The sequence below is a fragment of the Microbulbifer harenosus genome (genome assembly GCF_005771435.1).
Lineage (GTDB): Bacteria > Pseudomonadota > Gammaproteobacteria > Pseudomonadales > Cellvibrionaceae > Microbulbifer > Microbulbifer harenosus.
On the sequence record NZ_VANI01000001.1, the window covers coordinates 189,549 to 209,004 of the forward strand.

Consider the following 19,456-nt stretch of genomic DNA (forward strand, 5'->3'; position numbering starts at 1 on the left):
GGCTTTTATTTGTGGAGCCAGTCCACCTCATCCTCAACTTCTTTTCTCCGAAGCTCATTCAGGAAAAAATAATTAGCTAGGATCACTCTTGAAATCGCGTACAGCTGAGAAAACGTGAGGAGTGCGATTACAAAAAAGCCGAAGAGCTTGAAGGCAACTTCCATCGACTGGATTTTCATCGACTGAATTATCGGTACGGTAAACTGGGCAATCAGCACTACCATTAGGACCAAGGCTGAAACCAGTACAATTTCTACTAACTGACTTAGGTAATCTGTGTCTTTTCTAGCTTCTTTAATGGCGGGTTGATTAAGCTCTTCGCCCTTAAAAACCCGGCCAATAGCGCGCGGATAAATGATGGCAATCCAAGCTCCAATGATCGCGAAAATGATCGACGATATATTGAGCAATGCTCCCAGCGTTTCTTTATAGGCATTGTAGTCAAGCGTGACCACCGCCTTGTTTAATACAACGGTGGCGAGAAACGCCAAAAATGCGATTGCGCCGTATTTTATCATTATGCTTCAGCTGTTTCTTCAGCTGCCTCTTCAATTTCGAAAGGGGCTTCATCTAAAGCTTGTAGTAATGCTGTTTTCCGTGTAGTAAGAGCCGCCAAGAGAGATTGCGGGCGTATAATTTGATTGGCGCGACGATTAACGTTGAGTTCAACTTTCGCCGTGATACTTTTCCCGCTCAGCATGATCTTCGTCTGGTCATTGTAAACGAAGCCGATATTTTTTATCGAGCTTTGTGGGCCGCGTTCAGAGTAACTATTCACAATTTGTCGGATTTGTGCATCTGTAGGTTCAAACTGTAGTTCGTGTGAGATTGTCCGTTTGTTATTGTCGAACTCAGGAGTGTTTTCAGTAAGGTCGGAAAATATTCTTTCAATCCAGTTTCGGCCGTCCTGGCTGGTATATTGCAGTGTTTCCCGCTTGATCAATTTGCGGATCTTGTTGCGATTTTGCAGCAGTTCTTGTTCGAGCTCATCCTGTTTGCGCCCTGTGGCGAAAAAATGAGACAGCGTTTTAGAGGAGTCGGCATTTGCGGCCCCACTCCTGGAATACCCAATGACTTTATTTCCATCCTCTGGGTCAAAGACCCGATATGGCGATTTATTGGCCATAAATCCTTTGATGAAAAAATCCAAGTTCTGCTTGCCCGACATCGAGTGCTCGAAAATTACGGTTGCAAATACATTCAAGTTAGGAATGAACCAAAAGTAGCTTGGGGATCCCGGAATCGCTGGCTCATCACCAAAGTCTGTAGCGCGCATGGAGCGCTCCCCAGGCGTAGCATTTGGGTTCATTCCATATATGACCCCCTTATCGTTTTGCACCTCATTCCATAGGACGAGGACACTGTCGCTGCCCCCCGCAGGCTTGAACCAGTCGCAGAAATATGTGTTGAGAATGTCCTTGTCTGGGTCGGGTTCATAAGTGGTTGTGTTTATCAGAGTTCTTCCGTGCGCTTTGGCCCAGACGCTCAGCTTTGACAGGGTATCGTCAAGGCCACCAAACAGTGGGGCCTTAGCTGCCCTCTGGTAATAGCCGCATTTTTTTATGTCGTAAAACTTTATTCGAGCTTCAAGCATTAGAGTTTTTTCCGTTTAGGGCGGCGTCGAACAGATCGCGGATGTGGCGGGGAATATCGGTTTCCTGTCGGGCAGCCGGCCAGTCTTCCACGGACTTGCTGGGAGGATTGGCCATGGCGCCATAGGGAAATTCCGTGTCGATCTTCTCTGGCGGCACATTCAGCAGTTCAGCGAACTTCAGCATTACATCGGTATTCAACGGAATTCGTCCGTCGAGGTGCGAGGCGGAAGATCTCGGAGAGTTCCAGTCCATGAGATGCGCCGCCTTCACCTGAGTTAGATCCAGCTGCTTTTTCTTAGCCTGCCAGATGGCGCGGAGGTTCTGTTGTGCCTGCTTCTGGCCAGCAGTAAACCGCTTCGAGGGGCCGCCGCCATGCATTAGCCAGTCAACGCTGGCACCCAACGCCTGGGCAATTTCCGGCAGATTCTTCCCTTTTTTGTTTTTCCGCTTTCAGCTGACCTGTAGGCGGACTGGGTGACGCCTGCGAGCTTTGCCAGGCTTTCCTGATTCAGCCCAGCCTCCTCTCTTGCCCTTTTAAGGCGATCCAGCAACGACTCCCCCACGGATTCCCCCTGAGTGCCCGCTTCGGACTCGGGCGGCAATTTATTCTTGCCGCCAATGTTATGAGCGTCCTTATACTTATATCCAATAAGATTTTCAATTGGCCACTCATAAGTTTCTTAATAATTCTGGGTCGTGAACACAGTAGATGCCGCCAAAAAACTCGTGGAGCACTTTGGTACGCAAACTAAGGCGGCCAAGGCCATTGGGGTCTCACAGCCTGCGATTAGTTGGCTGCTTCGGGGCAAGCAAGGGATTAACCCGCTCAACGCTATTAAGGCCGAGGAGGCTACCGGCGGAGCAGTAACCCGTTGCGAGCTGCGCCCAGACGTATTTGGCCCGGCGCCGGCTCACGGGTTGAAGAACGCAGGCTGAGCCTGCGGTGGCGGCGAGGTATGCAGAAGAATAACGAACATTGTGAATCTACCTTTTCCCTGATCGTCATTCTGGCACTGGGGGTAGGGTAGAAAAATCAGGCCGGATATATGGGTATCCATACAGGGAGCGAGATGAGCGAGCAGGAACACCAGCGCAGTTACCGCCGGCAAATGGAGAGGATCAGCCGGGCAGCGCTGGTTCTGATGTTGCTCCACGGAGTAGTTATGGCCATGAACGCCCCGACGTCTCTGTGGACGCTCGCTGATTTTGACTGGGGATCAGAGATTGCGCTCCCGAGCATCCACAGGTGTGCTTGCGGTGGGGGTGTTGGTGCCGGGGGACCAGTGGCCACCGGTGGTCAGGTGCGGGCGGAGCTTTTTCAGCACGCTGCGCGCGGTGGCGCGGTAACTGGTGAGTTTGCCGCCGGCTACCGCGACGATGTGCGGTTGCTTGTCGTCGTCGCAGCAGATCATGGTTTCGCGGCTGCGGGAGAAGGGGTTGCTGCTGGCGTGGGGCAGCACCCGCAGTCCGGCGAAGCTGTCAGACAGCTCGTTCAGCTGTAGCGGGCGGGTTTCGGGGAAGTACTGCTTCAGGGTGCGCAGCAGGTAGGCCTTTTCCTCCAGGGTCGGTGCGACGTCGGAGGGGTTGCCGTGGTAGGGGCGCTCGGTGGTGCCGACCAGGGTTTCACCCTGCCAGGGCATTACGAAGACCGCGCGGCCATCCTCCGCTTCCACGTAGAAAATCTTGTTGGCGAGTTTCAGGGGTACCTGGATATGGGTGCCAGCCACCAGTTCCAGTGGGGGCAGTTTGGCCTTGGGGCTGCATTTGTCGTTAGTCTCTTCGATCCACGGGCCGGTGCAGTTCACCAGTGCGCGGCAATGCAGGGTGTTCAGTCTGCCGTCGTGGAAATAATCCACGCGCACACATTTGTCCGTTACCTCCGCGCCCACCAGGCTGGCGGGGCAGATCAGCTCGGCGCCGCCGCGCAAGGCGGTGCGAATCACCTCCCGGGTGAGCGCGGCGTCGTCTGTCTGCGCATCGTAGTAGCGGTACACCGCCAGCAGATCATCGCCATTGAGACCGCCAAGTGCGTCGTAGTCCCGCAAACTGATGGAGCGGAAGCGCGAATGGGGGGAGAAGAGGCCAGCCAGTAGTGCATAGACACTGAGACCCAGGCGGATTTTCCAGGGCGCGCGACGGCTGTGGCGGTAGACCGGAATCAAAAACGGCACCAAATGCACCAGGTCCGGCTTGTTCGCCAGCAGCCACTTGCGCTCTTTCAGGCACTCGTACACCAGGGAAATCTGCCCGCTCTCGAGATAGCGCAGACCGCCGTGAATCAGCTTGGATGAACGCGAGGATGTGCCGTAAGCGACCGACTCCTGTTCGAGAATCGCCACCCGGTAGCCGGCCGCAGTGAGCGCCTCGGCGACGCCGGCACCCTGGATACCGGCACCCACGACGAGAACGTCATATTCCATAGACATTGCTGGCCTCCCGGGATCGCATCAGCAGCGGCAGATTCCCAGTAAGGATATGGTGTGCGCCGCGGTGATGCCAGTGCACCGCGCCCTGCGCCGTATTGATTTCATATACGACCCACTGCCAGGGGCCGGGGGGCAGTTCCTGGCAGTCCACGGACGCGTGATGGATAAACAGGTAATCCGGCGCCAGCGTCACTACGTCGACGGACAGACAGCGGGCAACACTCGGTACCTGCAAGGCCACCAGATCAAACCCCAGGCTGCGCGCGAGGCGCAGACTGCGCAGGTCGGCGGTCAGCAGCACAAAGTTGTCGGCGGAGCCGAGAATTTCTTGCCGCAATCGACGGATTGCCACTTCCGCACCCACAGTCTGAAGTGTCTCTGCGCTCAGGTGGATAAACCATTCCAGGTGGCGGTGGCGTTGAGCCCACTCCACCAACTGCGGAAAAGTATTGAGGGGCAGGGTTCTGAGGTCCCTGTCTTTCAGCATATGCAGCGGCGCGGATATACCTGCTGGCGAAAATTCCAGCGCATTGCCGCCGCAGCACCAGGGCGTGCGTTCCTGGCTGAACTGCACCTCGGTGGCAATCGCGCAGGCGCCGAGACCGTGGGCTGCCTCAAAGGCCGCCAGGGTATTCTCCGGGTGGTGGATTTTGTCGCCTGAATGCGCAATTAGCATGGAGGGTAGGTCCGCGTGGGGTAGTTTATTGTCTGAAGGGGTATTGACCGTACAAGCTGCGCGTACGCGCCTCGCACTCTTTTCTCTCTTAAAAAATAGCCGTTGCCGAATGCCTTGCAACCTGAAGTGATTACTCTTGTGTGGCGAAACCTGCCAGCGAATTTAACCCGGCGCCCACTCTCAAGATCTCCTTATTCCTGCCGATAGCCTATGCGAATGGATTGGCTGGGTAGACGTCGTGTTGATAGTTATCGGGTTTGTGATTGTTGCGGTTTCAGTGTTTGGAGGCTTCGCCATGTCAGGGGGGCACCTTGGCCCTCTGTATCAGCCCATGGAGTTTCTGATCATCATCGGCGCAGCACTGGGATCATTTATTGCCGGCAACAATGGCAAGGCCATCCGCGCGACCCTGCGCACCCTGTCCCGCCTGAAGCGCTCCACCCGATACGACAAAGAGATCTACATGGATCTCATGGGGCTCTATTACAAATTGCTGTGGAAAATGCGCCGCGATGGCGCCATCGGCATTGAAAAAGACATCGAGTCGCCGGCCGACAGTGAAATTTTCCAGGAGTACCCGCGCATCACCCGTGACCCAATGATCATGGGGTTCACCACCGATTATCTGCGGTTGATGGTCAGCGGCAGCATGGACCCGCTTGAGCTCGACGAGCTGATGACCCATGAAATTGAAGCCTTTGAGCACGAGGCCCGGGTACCGGCGGACGCCCTGTTGAAAGTCGGAGACGGACTACCTGCGTTCGGCATCGTCGCCGCGGTACTCGGCGTGGTGAAAGCGCTGGCTTCCGCGGACGCCGGTGCGGGGGAAATCGGGCTGATGGTGGCGCACGCCCTGGTGGGTACCTTTGTTGGCATCCTCCTCGCCTACGGATTTGTGAACCCGCTTGCCAGCCGCATCGAGCGCCAGGTGCAGGAGGCGGTGAAGGTTCTGCAGTGTGTGCGGGTAACCCTGCTCGCCAGCCTGAATGGCTACGCACCGCAGCTCGCGGTGGAGTTCGGGCGCAAGACCCTGGATACCTCGGATCGCCCGACGTTTGGCGAGCTGGAGGAACACGTGCGTCCGACGCTGTCTGCCGCATGAGTGCGGCGCGAGATGCCGGGCGTCGAATCGTCATTCGCCGCCCGCGAAAGACCCAGGAAAAACACCACGGCGGTGCCTGGAAAATCGCGCTGGCGGATCTGATGACCGCGCTGATGGCGCTGTTTTTAGTGATGTGGATTATTTCCAACGCGTCGCCGCAGGAGCTGCAGGGGCTGGCGGAGTATTTCCGCACGCCGCTCGCTGTTGCGCTTAGCAATGGCGACCGCGACAGCGCCAGCACCAGTGTGATTCCCGGCGGCGGCACCGACCCCGCGCATGTCAGCGGCGAGCGCGCGCGCGTGGACCTGCGCAGTGAAAAGCTCCCCGACGACGTGCGCCGTACCTTGATGGAGCTGCGCTTTCGCATTGAGAGTGCGATCCAGGGCGACCCTCAGCTATGGGAACTCCGCGACCAGGTGCGCTTTGAGTTCATCCCGGATGGGCTGCGCATACAGCTGCTGGATACGGAGAAGCGCTCCATGTTCGAGCTCGGCAGTGACCGCCTGGCGGAGGACCTGCGCCATTTGATCCGCGCCATCGCGCCGCTGCTGAACGAATTGCCAAACGCCATCAGTATCACCGGCCACACCGACAGCCTGATCTACGCCGCTGGAGATCAGGGATACAGCAACTGGGAACTCTCTGCCGGGCGTGCCAATGCGTGCCGCAGGGAGCTGGTGGCCGGAGGTCTCGATAGTGAAAAGATGCTGAGGGTGATTGGCATGGGGGACCGGCTTCCCATTCCCGGAAGCCGCCCCGGCGATGCCGTCAACCGGCGTATCAGCCTGGAAATATTGAGCGATGCCGCAGCCGCGCGTATCCGCTCGGGTGGACGCACCGAACCGCTGCAGGCACTGCAGGAGCGATGATGGATATAACCGACTTTTACGACACATTTTTTGAAGAGGCCGAAGAACTGCTCGCAGATATGGAGCGGCTCCTGCTGGACCTGGACGTAGATGATCCCGATCCGGAGCAGCTCAATGCCATTTTCCGTGCGGCGCATTCGATAAAGGGCGGCGCGGGGACCTTTGGCTTCGAGGCATTGCAACGCACCACGCACCTGCTGGAAAACCTGCTGGACTATGCGCGCTGTGGTGAACTGAAGCTGAGGCGGGATCTCGTCGATGTATTCCTGGAAACCAAAGACATGCTGAATGAGCAATTGGCGGCTTATCGCCAGAGTCAGGAGCCCGACCCGGAGGCGCTGGAGCGCATCTGCCGGGTGCTGCAGCAACTGGCGCTTGAAGAAATTGGCAAGGGGTCGGTCGATATCGCCGATGCCGCGCCTGCGCCAGTCGAATCGACAACCGCGGTGGACACGGCTGCGCCGGCGGAAGCCAGCGGTCGCTACTGCGTGGCGCTGTTGAATGTCGAGGCGAAAGATCGCGGCCTGCTCATCGAAGAGCTGGCACATCTCGGCACGGTAGAGCGTCAAAGTGGCGATGAGACCCGTTACGAAGTTGTTCTGGCGTCGTCACTGAGAAGTGACGATATCGAAGCTGTGATGTGTTTTATCGCGGAGCCAGATCAGCTGCAGATTACCCCGATGGCAGCCAGCGAGCCTGTCGCCGCGCGAGCAGCGCAGCACGCGGCGCCTGAGCCGGCGCCGGCTTCCAGCGATACCGCGCGCACCGCACCGGAGAAGGCTGCCAGGCCCGCCACCGGCGCGGGAGAGAGCGCGTCCATCCGCGTCCCCGTGGCCAAAGTTGATCAGATCATCAACCTGGTGGGAGAGCTGGTCATTACCCAGTCCATGCTGGATCAGGTGGCCGAGGATACCCAGGGTGCCCAGGCTGGAAAGCTGAGCAGTGGACTCAGCCTGCTGGCGCGTACCGCGCGCGATCTGCAGGAGGCGGTCATGTCGGTGCGTATGGTGCCGATGGACTATGTATTCAGCCGTTTTCCGCGTCTGGTGCGGGATCTCGCCAGCAAGCTGGGCAAGGATGTTGAACTGATTACCGAAGGCAAATCCACCGAGCTGGACAAGGGGCTGACCGAACGCATTATCGATCCGTTGACACATCTGGTGCGCAACAGTCTGGACCACGGTATCGAAACGCCCGCACAGAGGGAGGCCGCCGGCAAATCCCGCACCGGCAACCTGTTGCTGTCCGCGCAACATCAAGGCGGCAGTATTCTGATTGAAGTCGGCGACGATGGCGGCGGACTCAATCGCGAAAAAATTCTCGCCAAAGCGGCGGCCAACGGTCTCAATGTCTCGGAAAACATGAGCGATGAAGATGTCTGGCAATTGATTTTTGCCCCGGGCTTTTCCACGGCGGCGGAGGTCAGCGATGTCTCAGGGCGCGGCGTCGGCATGGACGTGGTTAAGCGCAACATCGAAGCCATGGGCGGGCACGTGGAAATTGACTCCAGCCCGGGGCAGGGCACCACCACACGCATTGTGCTGCCGCTCACGCTCGCCATTCTCGACGGCATGTCGGTGCGCGTCGGCGATGAAACCTTTGTCCTCCCGGTAAGCGGCGTGATCGAATCTCTGCAGCCGAAACCGGAAGACCTCTACCCCATGGTCGGGGAAGACCTGCTGCTCAAGGTGAGGGAAGACTATCTGCCGATGATTGCCGTGCACACCGCGATGGATATCTCCGGTGCGGAACAGGACCCGACCCGCGCTATCGCGGTCATCGTGCAGGGGCAGGGGCGGCGTTACGCGCTGCAGGTAGACGAGCTGGTCGGGCAGCAACAGGTGGTGGTTAAAAACCTGGAAACCAATTACCGCAAGGTACCCGGGGTATCCGCGGCCACGATACTGGGGGATGGCAGCGTCGCGCTGATTGTCGACATCGCCGATATGTACCGGCTGCACCAAAGCAAAAAATCCCGGGCAGCGCACGGCGCCGCACCATCGTATTCCTCCACCAATTCCATATCCGATTTTGGAGCGCCGGCACAGCCGCGCCGCGTTCATTGAGAGGCAGCACATTCATGAACCAAGTCAATGCATCAGCAAAGAAAACCAGGATTGAGGTCCGGGACCGGGAATTCCTGGTGTTTTCGCTCGGTGAAGAAGAATACGCGATCGACATCCTCAAAGTGCAGGAGATCCGCGGCTACGACAATGTGACGCGAATAGCCAACGCGCCGGAATTTATCAAAGGCGTAACCAATCTCCGCGGCGTGATCGTGCCGATCGTGGATTTGCGGATCAAGTTCCGTCTGTCCAAGGCGATCTACGATGGGCAGACGGTGGTGATCGTGGTGAACATCGCCGGCCGGGTGGTGGGCATTGTGGTGGACCGTGTGTCCGATGTAATGACCCTGAATGACGAACAGATAAAGCCCGCGCCGGAATTCGGTGTGAACCTGCCGCTGGATTACATCAGCGGGCTCGGCAGCCTGGACAAACGCATGCTGGTACTGGTCGATATTGAAAAACTACTGACCAGCCAGGAAATGGCACTGGTCGCAGAAGCCGGAGAGTAAACCGCCATGCGAGATCATAAACCGGTAACCGGCCGGGAATACCGCCTGCGCGGAAATCACTTCCTTATTTCCAGAACCGACCTCAAAGGCAATATTGTTTATGCGAACCCGGCCTTTGTCGAAGTCAGCGGTTACAGCGCGGAAGAATTGATAGGCGCACCGCACAATATTGTCCGCCACCCGGATATGCCGCCGCAGGCGTTCGCCAATTTATGGCAAACCATCAAAAACGGCGACGTGTGGATCGGGTTGGTAAAAAACCGCCGCAAAGACGGCGGTTTCTATTGGGTGCACGCGCACGTTATTCCGGTGATGGAAGACGGTGCGGTCAGCGGCTATGTCTCGGTGCGCCTCAAGGCCGAGCGCGCTGCCATTGACAATGCCGAATCCCAGTACCGCGCAATGCGGGAGGGGCGCGGGGCACATCTCACTCTGCTGCGCGGGCAGGTTCTGCCGCGCGGAGTGCGCGGCTGGTGGCAGCGGCTCAGCCATGTTTCGCTCACGGCAAGGCTGGCGGCTCTCGTTGGTCTGGCAAGTGCTGCACTCATCGGCGGCGCCGTATGGTGCTGGCAACTCGCGGCTTCAAACCAGCAGGCAATGTCGCCGCTGCTACTGGCCGGTACCGCGTTGCAGATTGTAATTCTGGCGTGGCTGGGGCTTTCGTGCGCGCGCGCGGTGCGCCGCCCGCTGTCCGCGATGCAGAGTTTTGCGCTGCAGATTGCCGCGGGCAATCTCGAAGCTCCGACACTGAAAAACGAAGTTGGAGAAATGCACCATCTCGCGCGGGCGCTGAATGTCATGCACCGCAGCCTCTACCACACGGTGGAAGAAGTGAACGCCGGTGTATCCGAGGTGGTGCCGGCGGTGCGGCGCATCGCCGCGGGAAATGACGACCTTGCCACTCGCTCGGACCAGCAGGCCGCCTCTCTGCAACAGACCGCGTCGAGCATGGAGGAAATCACCATTACCGTGGGGCAGAATGCCGACAATGCGCGTCAGGCCAGCAGTCTCGCGGAAGGGGCATCCCAGGAAGTAAAAACCAGCGGCGAAACCATGTCGCACATCGTCGATACCATGGAACGCATGACGGCCAGCTCAAAGCAGATGGCGGCGATTATCGAAACCATTGACGGTATCGCATTCCAGACCAATATCCTAGCGCTGAACGCCTCCGTGGAGGCTGCGCGCGCCGGCGAGCACGGCAGAGGCTTTGCGGTGGTGGCACAGGAAGTACGCAACCTTGCCGGACGCTCCGCGGATGCGGCCCGGGAAATTCGCCAGTTGATTGCCAGCTCTACCCGGGAAGTAAACGACGGCGCCGGCCTGGTGCGCGACGCGGGCGCGTCCATCGCGCTGGTAGTGGACTCTGTCACCCGCGTCAGCAATATCATGCGCGAAATCTCCACGGCCTCCGCGGAGCAGAGCACCGGTATCGGCCATATCAATCTGGCTGTATCGCAAATGGATGAAGTTACCAAACGCAATGTGGATCTGGTGCGCGCCACCGCGGATTCATCCGGCGCGTTGCAGTCGCGCATGGCGCAGCTCTCCCAGGCCATGGGCGTATTCCTGATCGGTTCGCAACGGGACAAAGTGGCATCCGCACAGAAAGCGGACGTCGAGCGCGCAGGTTGACGACGGTGATCCAGACGCCGGCACCGGCCGCTGCACGAGATATCGAATTGACCGACAGGGACTTCAAGCGAGTGCGGGAGTTGATCGCCGCGCGCGCCGGTATCGTCCTCGCCGAGCACAAGCGCGATATGGTCTACAGCCGCCTTGGCCGTTGTATCCGCAAGCACGGGCTGCTCCGCTTCAGTGACTATCTGAATCTGTTGGACAGGGTGAGCGATACGAGCGTGTGGGACGAGTTCGTCAATGCGCTGACCACTAACCTGACGGCTTTTTTTCGCGAGTCCCATCACTTCGAGCTGCTCGCCGATCACTTCCGCGGCCGGCGCGATACGGTGCGGATCTGGAGTGCGGGTTCTTCCACCGGAGAGGAGCCCTACTCCATCGCCATGACATTGAGCGAAGTGCTGGGAAGTGGTGGCGACCTGGAAGTGTGGGCGACGGACATCGACAGCGAAGCGCTGGCCCGCGCGCGCGCCGGCGTCTACCCGCTCGACCAGGTTCGTCGCCAGGTCAGCGAGGAGCGCATGAAGTGCTTTTTCCAGAAGGGCAGCGGGGCGCGCGCCGGGTTTGCACGGGTGCGACCGACACTGGCGCAGAAGGTGCGCTTTGAGCAGTTCAACCTGGTCGGCTCGCCGTGGGCGATCAAGCAGCGTTTCGATGCCATCTTCTGCCGCAATGTGATGATCTATTTTGACCGCGCCACCCAGGCGCGTCTGTTGGAGAACTTCGCGCCGCTGCTCAAACCCGACGGGCTCCTGTTTGTCGGCCACTCGGAAAATTTTACCCACATCAGTCAGCAATTCCGTCTGCGTGGGCAGACGGTATACGTGCTCTCCTGAGTCCGCCCGCCGCTTCGCTCCGCAAACATAATAACCGCTGATTATCGCGGCTGGCCCCTAAAGCCCGGGACCTCGCTGCCGATGTATATCAGTAACGGAAAATCGACCACGGTCAGTAGCGTGCGCAGGAGAGCAGGCGTTACCCATGAATAAAATCAGAGTCCTGTGTGTCGACGATTCGGCACTTATTCGCGGTTTGATGCGTGAAATCATCGACACGCAGCCGGATATGGAAGTCGTGGCGGTGGCCCCGGACCCTCTGGTAGCGCGCGATTTGATCAAACAGCTAAACCCGGATGTGCTCACCCTGGACGTCGAAATGCCCCGTATGGATGGCCTCGATTTTCTCGAACGGCTGATGCGCTTGCGCCCCATGCCGGTGCTGATGGTGTCCTCGCTGACGCGCTCGGGGTCCGAGATTACCCTGCGGGCGCTGGAGTTGGGTGCGGTGGATTTTGTACCCAAACCTCAACTGGGGATCCGCTCCGGGCTGCTGGAATACGGCGAGCAGATTGCGGAAAAAATCCGCGCGGCGGCGCGCACCAGTCCCGCCCGCAGAGAAACGCAGACCACAGGTGCGAAGCGCGCGCTCGAATCGGTCATGGTGTCGAGTGAGAAGCTGTTGATTATCGGCGCTTCCACCGGCGGGCCGGAAGCGATCCGCCAGGTACTAGAACCGCTGCCGGCAAACAGCCCGGCGATCCTGATCGCCCAGCACATGCCGGCGGGGTTTACCCGCTCGTTTGCAGAGCGGCTCGACAGATTGTGCCGCATCCGGGTGAAGGAAGCCGAGCAGGGCGAGCGGGTGCTGCCGGGGCATGCGTACATCGCCCCCGGCGACCAGCACCTGCGCCTGACGCGCAGCGGCGCCAACTATCAGGTACTGCTGGACGCCGGGCCCGCCGTCAATCGCCATCGGCCCTCGGTCGATGTGCTGTTCCACTCCGCCGCTGAGCTCGCCGGGCGCAACGCCATTGGCGCGTTGCTGACCGGGATGGGGCGCGATGGTGCCGCGGGTCTGCTGGCCATGCGTCACGCGGGCGCGGTGACTCTGGCGCAGGACGAGGCCACATCCCTGGTCTTTGGCATGCCGCGCGAGGCCATTGCACTGGGCGCGGCGGTGGAAACGGTCGCGCTGGACCATGTCGCGGAGCGACTTTTAACCCTGGCGGCGGCCTCCGGCCGCGCGCAACGGGTTTGATGAATACACAAATATTCCTGGCTCACTGACGAGGAGTTATGCCGGCCATGATGAAACTGATAAAAAACCTGAATATCAATACGGTGGTGGCCGGCGTGCTGCTGTGCTGTGCCCTGCTGATGGCTACGCTGGTGGCCGTGCGCATGGCCACCAATCAGGTGGGTGAAGAATCCATTCACGCCCTGCACCGGGTAAATGTGAAGGTGATGCACGACGTATTCCGGGCCTACTCGGTGATGAATCAGGGAATGATCGGCCTCAATCTGGCCGCGGGCGAACTGGACGATGGTCGCAGCCTGAGCGCCAAGACGTATCTGAAAGACGTGGGTGAATCGCTACAGCGCGCGCGCGCGGACTTCGACAAGGTGAAAGCCGTCGACCTATCCGATGACGAGGTAGAACAGTTCGCCGAGTTGTCGGAAATCTTTTCTGAAATGCTGGTGGAAGTCGACGCGCAGTATCAGCTGCTGCTGCCGGAAAAACCGGACATGGACAGCTACTACGAGCGCCGGGAAGATCTCGCGGTATTCAGTGACGACCTGAACGCGGCCCTGCTCACCATGCTCGACGGCGCAGACGTGGACAGCGCCGAGATCATGCAGAACTACCGCGATACCACCGGCTTCTATGCAAACATCGGAATTTTCGTGCTGGTGGTGATTGCACTGATTCTCTCGCTGATCTACTGGCTGCTGCGCAGCACCGTGGTGCGCCCGCTGGATGAAGCGGTGGAAAATTTGCAGAGCATCGCCAAGGCCGACCTCTCGCGCCCCATTAGCGACCACGGCCGCAATGAAATCGGAAAATTGTTCAACGCCATGCGCCAGGTGCAGAGCAGCCTCAGCGGCATCGTCACTCAGGTGCGTGCCGGCAGCAGTTCAATTTATATCGGGTCATCGGAAATCGCGCGCGGCAACGTGGATCTCTCGGCGCGCACCGAGCAGCAGGCAGCCGCGCTGGAGGAGACCGCTACCAGCATGGAAGAGCTGACCGCGACGGTCAAACAGAATGCCGACAACGCCCGCCAGGCCAGCAGCCTCGCCAATGATGCCTCCGGCACCGCCACTCGCGGCGGCGAGGTGATGCAACAGGTATCGCAGAAAATGCAGGGCATCACTGAGAGTTCGCGCAAGGTTGCGGATATCACCGGCATGATCGATTCCATCGCCTTCCAGACCAATATTCTCGCGCTCAACGCCTCTGTAGAAGCGGCGCGTGCCGGCGAACAGGGCCGCGGCTTCGCGGTGGTGGCGGGCGAGGTGCGCAATCTTGCGGGAAACAGCGCGGATGCCGCGCGCCAGATCAAGGCACTCATTGAAACTTCCGTGGCGGAAGTCGAACAGGGCGCGTCCCTGGTAACCCAGGCCGGCAATACCATGAAAGAGGTGGTGGATGCGGTGAAGCGGGTAACCGACATCATGGATGAAATTTCAGCGGCTTCCCAGGAACAGAGCAGTGGCATCGAACAGGTCAGTCGCGCGGTTAGCCAGATGGACGAATCCACGCAGCAGAACGCCGCTCTGGTGGAGCAGGCATCGGCCGCCGCGGCCTCACTGGAAGCCCAGGCGCATCGCCTTGAAGAGGCGGTGGCGATTTTCCGTCTCGCTATCGGAGGGGAAACCGATGAGGAAGAAGACGAGCGCGTGGAGCCCGCCAAAGCGGCAGTAAAACCGCAACTGGACGAGCCCAGACGCAAACCCGCCGCGCACGCTGGCGAAGCCGGTGAAACCAAACCTGTGGCCACCAGGGAAAAGGCCGAGCGCGAGCCTGTTGCCGCCGGTGACGACGAGTGGGAAGAGTTCTGACCCTGAATCGAAAGAGAAGAAATCATGGATAAAACGATGAAAATTCTGGTAGTGGATGATTTCCCTACCATGCGGCGCATCATCCGCAGCCTGCTCAAGGAGCTCGGGTTCAACAATGTCGACGAAGCCGAGGATGGCCAGGAGGGGCTGGCCAAGGTGAATAGCGGCGGCTTCGAGTTTGTGGTGTCCGACTGGAATATGCCGAACCTGAATGGCCTGGATATGCTCAAGCAGATTCGCGCAAACGCGGCGACCAGCGCACTACCGGTTCTTATGGTGACCGCCGAAGCCAAAAAGGAAAACATCGTCGCCGCGGCACAGGCGGGCGCCAACGGCTACATCGTCAAGCCGTTTACCGCCGCAACGCTGGAAGAAAAACTGAACAAAATATTCGAGAAGTTGGGGAAATGAGGTTTTTCGCTCCCGCCTTCACCCGTGAGGGAAAGTGATGATTGACAAAGAAATGCCGCCAGCGGTTTTCGATAATTTCCAGAGTGATGAGCTGGTCATGCGCATTGGGCATCTGACCAGAATGCTGCGCGACAGTATGCGCGAGCTGGGGCTCGACAAGGAAGTGGAAAAGGCGGCAAAGGCCATTCCCGACGCGCGCGCGCGCCTGAACTATGTCGCCTCCATGACCGAGCAGGCGGCGGAGCGCGCGCTCAATTCCGTGGATCGTGCGCAGCCGATCCAGAACGAAATCGAGACCCGCGCCGAAGCGCTCGATCAACAGTGGCAGGCCTGGTTTGAAAAACCCGTGGAACTGGCCGATGCCCGCGAGCTGGTGCGCGAAACCCGCGAATATCTGGCCGCGGTACCGAAAATGGCCCGCGAGACCAGCAAGGAATTACTCGAAATCCTGATGGCCCAGGATTTTCAGGATCTGACTGGCCAGGTCATCAAAAAAATGATGGAAGTGATCCAGGAGGTGGAGCGGCAACTGTTGCAGGTACTGCTGGAAAGCGTGCCCGAAGGCGAAGACCGCGAGGCGTTCAAGCGCCGCCTGGAGGATGGTGCGGGCAGCGATGGCCGCCGCCGCGACGACTCGCTCATCAACGGTCCGCAGATCGACACGTCGCGCAACGATGTGGTCAGCAGCCAGGATCAGGTGGACGACCTGTTGGCAGAACTCGGCTTCTGATTTCCGTGCAGGCTTGCCCCCGCCCCTGCGGGGGTAGGCTGATTAGCGCCTGCAAACCCCGCTTATTCCCCGCTTAGGCGCCCCCTGCTGTGGCCGACAATGGCCGGCACCCCAGCAGCAGCGGACGCCCACATGGCCGACGACAGCCAGGATCAGGACAAGACAGAAGCGGCCACCCCCCGGCGCCTGGAAAAGGCGCGCGAAGAGGGGCAGGTGGTGCGCTCGCGCGAACTCGCCACCGTCATGCTGCTCGGCGCCGGGCTCGCGGGTTTGTGGGCGCTCGGGCCCGCGCTGTTTACCCGTATGGGGCTGGTCATGGAACAGTCCCTGATGTTCGACCGCCAGCGCGTGTTCGATCCCTCTGCAATGCTGAGCAGTGCCGCGGGGATCGGCGCGCACAGCCTGTTTTCGCTGTTGCCGTTATTCGCCCTGCTGGCGGCCGTTGCGCTGATTGCGCCCAATGTCCTCGGCGGTCTGCTGATTTCCGCCAAATCCCTCAAGCCGCAGTTTTCCAGGCTCAATCCCATCAAAGGTCTCAAACGACAATTTTCCGCGCAGGCGCTGGCGGAGCTCGCCAAGGCCATCGCCAAATCCCTGCTGGTGGGAACCGTGCTGGCCGTATTTCTGCACAGCAAACGCGGAGAATTTCTTGCGCTGATGGATCTCGGCAGCGAGCGCGCGATGGCCTCCGCACTGCGGCTCGCGGCCCAGGCCTGTGGCCTGATGGCGTTTTCCCTCATTTTGGTGGTGGCAATCGACGCGCCCTATCAGCTGTGGAGCCACGCAAAAAAACTGCGTATGAGCAAAGACGAGGTGCGCCGCGAATTCAAGGAGAGCGAGGGTGATCCGCAGCTCAAGGCGCGCATCCGTCAACAGCAACAGGCGATGGCGCGCAACCGTATGATGAGCCGCGTTCCCGATGCCGACGTGATTATTACCAACCCCACCCATTACGCGGTGGCGCTGCGCTATGACGAAAGCCAAATGGGCGCGCCGCGGGTAGTCGCCAAGGGGGTTGAGGCGGTGGCCGCGCGCATTCGCGCCGTGGGTGAGGAGCATCGTATCCCGCGTCTTGAAGCGCCGCCGCTGGCGCGCGCGTTGTACCGCCATGTGGATCTGGAGCGCGAAATCCCCGCCGGGCTGTACAGTGCGGTGGCGGAGGTTCTGGCGTGGGCCATGCAGTTGCGGCGCGCGAATGAAGCCGGCGGTATACCGCCGGTCACACCACAGCAAATAACCATCCCTGCAGAACTGGAGGTCAATCCGTGAAGTTCGTTAACCAGTATTTTGGCGGCGGACTGAGTCTGCCCGCCGGACGGGTCCTCGCAGGTCCGGTGCTGATCATGCTGATCATGTCGATGTTGATCCTGCCACTGCCGCCGTTTGCGTTGGATCTGTTTTTTACCTTCAACATCGCGCTTTCTCTGATGGTGCTGCTGGTCAGCATGTTTACCCTGCGAGCGCTGGACTTCGCCGCATTTCCGGCGGTATTGCTGTTTACCACGCTGCTGCGACTGGCGTTGAACGTGGCTTCTACCCGTGTGGTGTTGATGGAGGGACACAACGGCGGCGCCGCGGCAGGCAAAGTGATCGAGGCCTTCGGACAGTTCCTGGTGGGGGGCAACTTTGCCGTGGGGCTGGTGGTATTCCTGATTCTGGTGGTGATCAACTTTATGGTGATTACCAAGGGGGCCGGGCGCATCGCTGAAGTGGGCGCCCGCTTTATGCTGGACGCCATGCCCGGGAAGCAGATGGCCATCGACGCGGACCTGAATGCCGGCCTGATCGGCGAAGAAGAGGCGCGCAAACGACGCAGCGAGGTGGCGCAGGAGGCGGACTTTTACGGTTCCATGGACGGCGCAAGCAAATTCGTGCGCGGCGATGCGGTGGCCGGCCTGGTCATCATGGCGGTGAACGTCATCGGCGGGCTGCTGATCGGCACCATGCAACACGGGCTTTCGTTTGGCGAGGCGGCACACACCTATACCCTGCTCACCATCGGCGATGGCCTGGTCGCGCAGATTCCCGCACTGGTTATTTCCACCGCCGCCGGTGTCACCGTCTCTCGGGTCAATACCGACCAGGACGTGGGCCAGCAGATGATCGAGCAGCTGCTCACCAATCCGCGGGTGTTATATCTGGCGGCCGGTGTCATGGGGTTACTCGGACTGGTGCCGGGTATGCCGAACCTGGTGTTCCTGATGTTCACCGCTATTTTGGCGGGTGCCGCCTGGTGGATGGGACGGCGCCGCGACGATCAGATGGTGCGCGAGCAACTCGAGACCGATACACCCGCCTACCGCGAAGTCCCCGAAGCCAGCTGGGACGATGTGGAACTCATCGACACGCTTGGATTGGAAGTGGGGCACCGGCTGATTCCACTGGTAGATCAGCGCCAGCAGGGCGAGTTGCTGGCGCGGATCAAGAGTGTGCGCAAAAAATTTGCCAAGGACATCGGGTTCCTGCCGCCGGTGGTGCATATCCGAGATGACCTGGAGCTTGCACCCAATACCTACGTGATCAGCCTCAAGGGTGCGGAAGTGGGGCGCGGCGAAGCCTTCCCCGGAAAATGGCTCGCAATCAATCCGGGACAGGTGAGTGGAGAGCTGAAAGGGGTGGTCACCGAAGAGCCCGCATTCGGGTTGCCCGCAGTGTGGATTGAAAAAGAACAGCGCGAGCAGGCGCAAGTGTACGGCTTTACCGTTGTCGATGCGGGTACGGTGGTGGCGACACATTTCAACCACCTGCTGCACCGGCACTGCGCCGAGATGCTCGGCCGCCAGGAGGTGCAGCAACTGCTGGACAAGCTTTCTGGAGACAACAAAAGCCTGGTGGAAGAGGTAGTGCCGAAAACGGTATCGCTCACAACCTTCCAGCGCATTCTGCAAAACCTGCTCGATGAGGAAGTTCCCATCCGGGATTTGCGCACCATCCTTGACACGCTGGCAGATCAGAGCGACCAGGGAGAGCGCATGGGCGACGTGCACGAGCTGACCGCGCGGGTGCGGCTCGCACTGGGGCGTGTACTCGTGCACCAGTGGTTCCCCGGCAACAGCGAGCTGCGGGTGATCGGGCTGAACAGCCAGCTGGAACAGGTGCTGACACAGGCGCTCGAAAGCGGCGGGGCTCTGGAGCCGGGGCTGGCGGATACCCTGATGGCACAGGCGGCGGCGGCACTTGAGCGCCATGAAACCGCTGGCGATCCACCCGTGCTGGTGGTGCGCCACAATCTGCGTCCGCTGCTGGCGCATTTTCTGCGCCGCCGTCTGCGTCAGCTGACGGTGCTGTCGCAGGCGGAAATTCCCGATGATCGCACGATGAAAATGACCAACCTCATCGGTGATCGCCTGGGGGCGACGGGTTGAGCCCCGCGGTTTTTTTCTGCGCGTTTTTTCCGGACACCCTTGTTCTCACGACGGCTAACGGCGGAAATGACGCACAGAAGTTTGCCTATTTCCCGCATACAAAATATTTGCTCGGCAAATAATAGCTCTGGTAATGGCAGAACCACGTCATCGCCCGATGACAACGGACTTCTTCCGTGGCTCCCACAAGAAAAATGGTTTCACAGGGACGAAACGGGGTAATC

At 59.6% G+C, this 19,456-nt stretch carries 19 protein-coding genes; 13 read left to right on the forward strand and 6 right to left on the reverse strand.

Annotation, left to right across the window (positions count from 1 at the left end):
• Positions 1-5: 5 nt before the first annotated feature.
• The 4 genes from FDY93_RS00740 to FDY93_RS19895 are packed head-to-tail and all read right to left on the reverse strand — an operon-like array spanning position 6 to position 2,158.
• On the reverse strand, positions 6-518 hold the full coding sequence (locus tag FDY93_RS00740) for a hypothetical protein (protein WP_138233823.1): 513 nt from the start codon (positions 516-518) through the stop codon (positions 6-8).
• The gene (locus tag FDY93_RS00745; RefSeq protein ID WP_138233824.1) at positions 518-1,594 is read right to left on the reverse strand and encodes a hypothetical protein; all 1,077 of its coding nucleotides are present in this window, start codon (positions 1,592-1,594) and stop codon (positions 518-520) included. Before FDY93_RS00745 ends, FDY93_RS00740 begins: the two co-directional genes overlap by 1 nt.
• Positions 1,587-1,997, reverse strand: a complete 411-nt coding sequence (locus FDY93_RS00750; protein ID WP_138233825.1) for a hypothetical protein — start codon at positions 1,995-1,997, stop codon at positions 1,587-1,589. Before FDY93_RS00750 ends, FDY93_RS00745 begins: the two co-directional genes overlap by 8 nt.
• Positions 1,973-2,158 carry a helix-turn-helix transcriptional regulator gene (locus FDY93_RS19895; RefSeq protein WP_171018847.1) on the reverse strand — a complete coding sequence of 62 codons (186 nt, stop codon included), beginning with the start codon at positions 2,156-2,158 and terminating at the stop codon, positions 1,973-1,975. The genes FDY93_RS00750 and FDY93_RS19895 overlap by 25 nt, the downstream gene beginning before the upstream one ends.
• Positions 2,159-2,321: 163 nt before the next feature.
• Here FDY93_RS19895 and FDY93_RS19900 point away from each other — a divergent pair, with 163 nt between their 5' ends.
• Positions 2,322-2,531: a transcriptional regulator gene (locus FDY93_RS19900; protein WP_421655067.1), complete on the forward strand. Its 210-nt coding sequence runs from the start codon at positions 2,322-2,324 to the stop codon at positions 2,529-2,531.
• A gap of 281 nt (positions 2,532-2,812) precedes the next feature.
• Here the strand turns inward: FDY93_RS19900 and FDY93_RS00765 are convergent, their stop codons facing one another.
• Positions 2,813-4,021 carry a glycerol-3-phosphate dehydrogenase/oxidase gene (locus FDY93_RS00765; RefSeq protein ID WP_138233827.1) on the reverse strand — a complete coding sequence of 403 codons (1,209 nt, stop codon included), beginning with the start codon at positions 4,019-4,021 and terminating at the stop codon, positions 2,813-2,815.
• On the reverse strand, positions 4,005-4,697 hold the full coding sequence (locus FDY93_RS00770; protein WP_138233828.1) for a PI-PLC domain-containing protein: 693 nt from the start codon (positions 4,695-4,697) through the stop codon (positions 4,005-4,007). The genes FDY93_RS00765 and FDY93_RS00770 overlap by 17 nt, the downstream gene beginning before the upstream one ends.
• Positions 4,698-4,935: 238 nt before the next feature.
• Between FDY93_RS00770 and motA the strand changes: the two genes are divergently transcribed.
• From motA to flhA, 12 genes are all read left to right on the forward strand, one after another.
• Entirely contained in the window at positions 4,936-5,799 is an 864-nt protein-coding gene (motA, locus tag FDY93_RS00775) for a flagellar motor stator protein MotA (protein WP_138233829.1), read from the forward strand.
• Entirely contained in the window at positions 5,796-6,668 is an 873-nt protein-coding gene (gene motB, locus FDY93_RS00780) for a flagellar motor protein MotB (protein ID WP_138233830.1), read from the forward strand. Before motA ends, motB begins: the two co-directional genes overlap by 4 nt.
• Positions 6,668-8,734: a chemotaxis protein CheA gene (gene cheA / locus FDY93_RS00785; RefSeq protein WP_138233831.1), complete on the forward strand. Its 2,067-nt coding sequence runs from the start codon at positions 6,668-6,670 to the stop codon at positions 8,732-8,734. Before motB ends, cheA begins: the two co-directional genes overlap by 1 nt.
• A gap of 14 nt (positions 8,735-8,748) precedes the next feature.
• Positions 8,749-9,246, forward strand: a complete 498-nt coding sequence (locus tag FDY93_RS00790) for a chemotaxis protein CheW (RefSeq protein ID WP_138233832.1) — start codon at positions 8,749-8,751, stop codon at positions 9,244-9,246.
• Positions 9,247-9,252: 6 nt separating this feature from the next.
• On the forward strand, positions 9,253-10,881 hold the full coding sequence (locus FDY93_RS00795) for a methyl-accepting chemotaxis protein (RefSeq protein ID WP_138233833.1): 1,629 nt from the start codon (positions 9,253-9,255) through the stop codon (positions 10,879-10,881).
• Positions 10,882-10,886: 5 nt separating this feature from the next.
• Positions 10,887-11,720 (forward strand): CheR family methyltransferase, encoded by an 834-nt coding sequence (locus FDY93_RS00800; protein ID WP_246068403.1) that lies wholly within the window; start codon positions 10,887-10,889, stop codon positions 11,718-11,720.
• A 145-nt stretch (positions 11,721-11,865) separates the two neighbouring features.
• The gene (locus FDY93_RS00805; protein WP_138233835.1) at positions 11,866-12,921 is read left to right on the forward strand and encodes a protein-glutamate methylesterase/protein-glutamine glutaminase; all 1,056 of its coding nucleotides are present in this window, start codon (positions 11,866-11,868) and stop codon (positions 12,919-12,921) included.
• 47 nt (positions 12,922-12,968) lie between these two features.
• Positions 12,969-14,726, forward strand: coding sequence for a methyl-accepting chemotaxis protein (locus FDY93_RS19830; protein ID WP_138233836.1), 1,758 nt, complete (start codon positions 12,969-12,971; stop codon positions 14,724-14,726).
• Positions 14,727-14,750: 24 nt separating this feature from the next.
• Complete coding sequence (gene cheY / locus FDY93_RS00815; protein ID WP_256367382.1) at positions 14,751-15,137, forward strand: chemotaxis response regulator CheY; 387 nt, start codon at positions 14,751-14,753, stop codon at positions 15,135-15,137.
• A gap of 37 nt (positions 15,138-15,174) precedes the next feature.
• Positions 15,175-15,867: a protein phosphatase CheZ gene (cheZ, locus tag FDY93_RS00820; protein ID WP_220446067.1), complete on the forward strand. Its 693-nt coding sequence runs from the start codon at positions 15,175-15,177 to the stop codon at positions 15,865-15,867.
• A 132-nt stretch (positions 15,868-15,999) separates the two neighbouring features.
• Positions 16,000-17,136, forward strand: coding sequence for a flagellar biosynthesis protein FlhB (flhB, locus tag FDY93_RS00825; RefSeq protein ID WP_138233838.1), 1,137 nt, complete (start codon positions 16,000-16,002; stop codon positions 17,134-17,136).
• Entirely contained in the window at positions 17,133-19,232 is a 2,100-nt protein-coding gene (gene flhA, locus FDY93_RS00830; protein ID WP_246068404.1) for a flagellar biosynthesis protein FlhA, read from the forward strand. The genes flhB and flhA overlap by 4 nt, the downstream gene beginning before the upstream one ends.
• Positions 19,233-19,456: the final 224 nt, after the last annotated feature.

What these genes read in the sequence shown, in the direction of transcription:
- FDY93_RS00740 (WP_138233823.1), bottom strand. Translation starts at nt 518, where the DNA reads ATGATAAAATACGGCGCAATCGCATTTTTGGCGTTTCTCGCCACCGTT.
- FDY93_RS00745 (WP_138233824.1), bottom strand. Translation starts at nt 1,594, where the DNA reads ATGCTTGAAGCTCGAATAAAGTTTTACGACATAAAAAAATGCGGCTAT.
- FDY93_RS00765 (WP_138233827.1), bottom strand. Translation starts at nt 4,021, where the DNA reads ATGTCTATGGAATATGACGTTCTCGTCGTGGGTGCCGGTATCCAGGGT.
- FDY93_RS00770 (WP_138233828.1), bottom strand. Translation starts at nt 4,697, where the DNA reads ATGCTAATTGCGCATTCAGGCGACAAAATCCACCACCCGGAGAATACC.
- motB (WP_138233830.1), top strand. Translation starts at nt 5,796, where the DNA reads ATGAGTGCGGCGCGAGATGCCGGGCGTCGAATCGTCATTCGCCGCCCG.
- cheA (WP_138233831.1), top strand. Translation starts at nt 6,668, where the DNA reads ATGGATATAACCGACTTTTACGACACATTTTTTGAAGAGGCCGAAGAA.
- FDY93_RS00790 (WP_138233832.1), top strand. Translation starts at nt 8,749, where the DNA reads ATGAACCAAGTCAATGCATCAGCAAAGAAAACCAGGATTGAGGTCCGG.
- FDY93_RS00795 (WP_138233833.1), top strand. Translation starts at nt 9,253, where the DNA reads ATGCGAGATCATAAACCGGTAACCGGCCGGGAATACCGCCTGCGCGGA.
- FDY93_RS00805 (WP_138233835.1), top strand. Translation starts at nt 11,866, where the DNA reads ATGAATAAAATCAGAGTCCTGTGTGTCGACGATTCGGCACTTATTCGC.
- FDY93_RS19830 (WP_138233836.1), top strand. Translation starts at nt 12,969, where the DNA reads ATGATGAAACTGATAAAAAACCTGAATATCAATACGGTGGTGGCCGGC.
- cheY (WP_256367382.1), top strand. Translation starts at nt 14,751, where the DNA reads ATGGATAAAACGATGAAAATTCTGGTAGTGGATGATTTCCCTACCATG.
- cheZ (WP_220446067.1), top strand. Translation starts at nt 15,175, where the DNA reads ATGATTGACAAAGAAATGCCGCCAGCGGTTTTCGATAATTTCCAGAGT.
- flhB (WP_138233838.1), top strand. Translation starts at nt 16,000, where the DNA reads ATGGCCGACGACAGCCAGGATCAGGACAAGACAGAAGCGGCCACCCCC.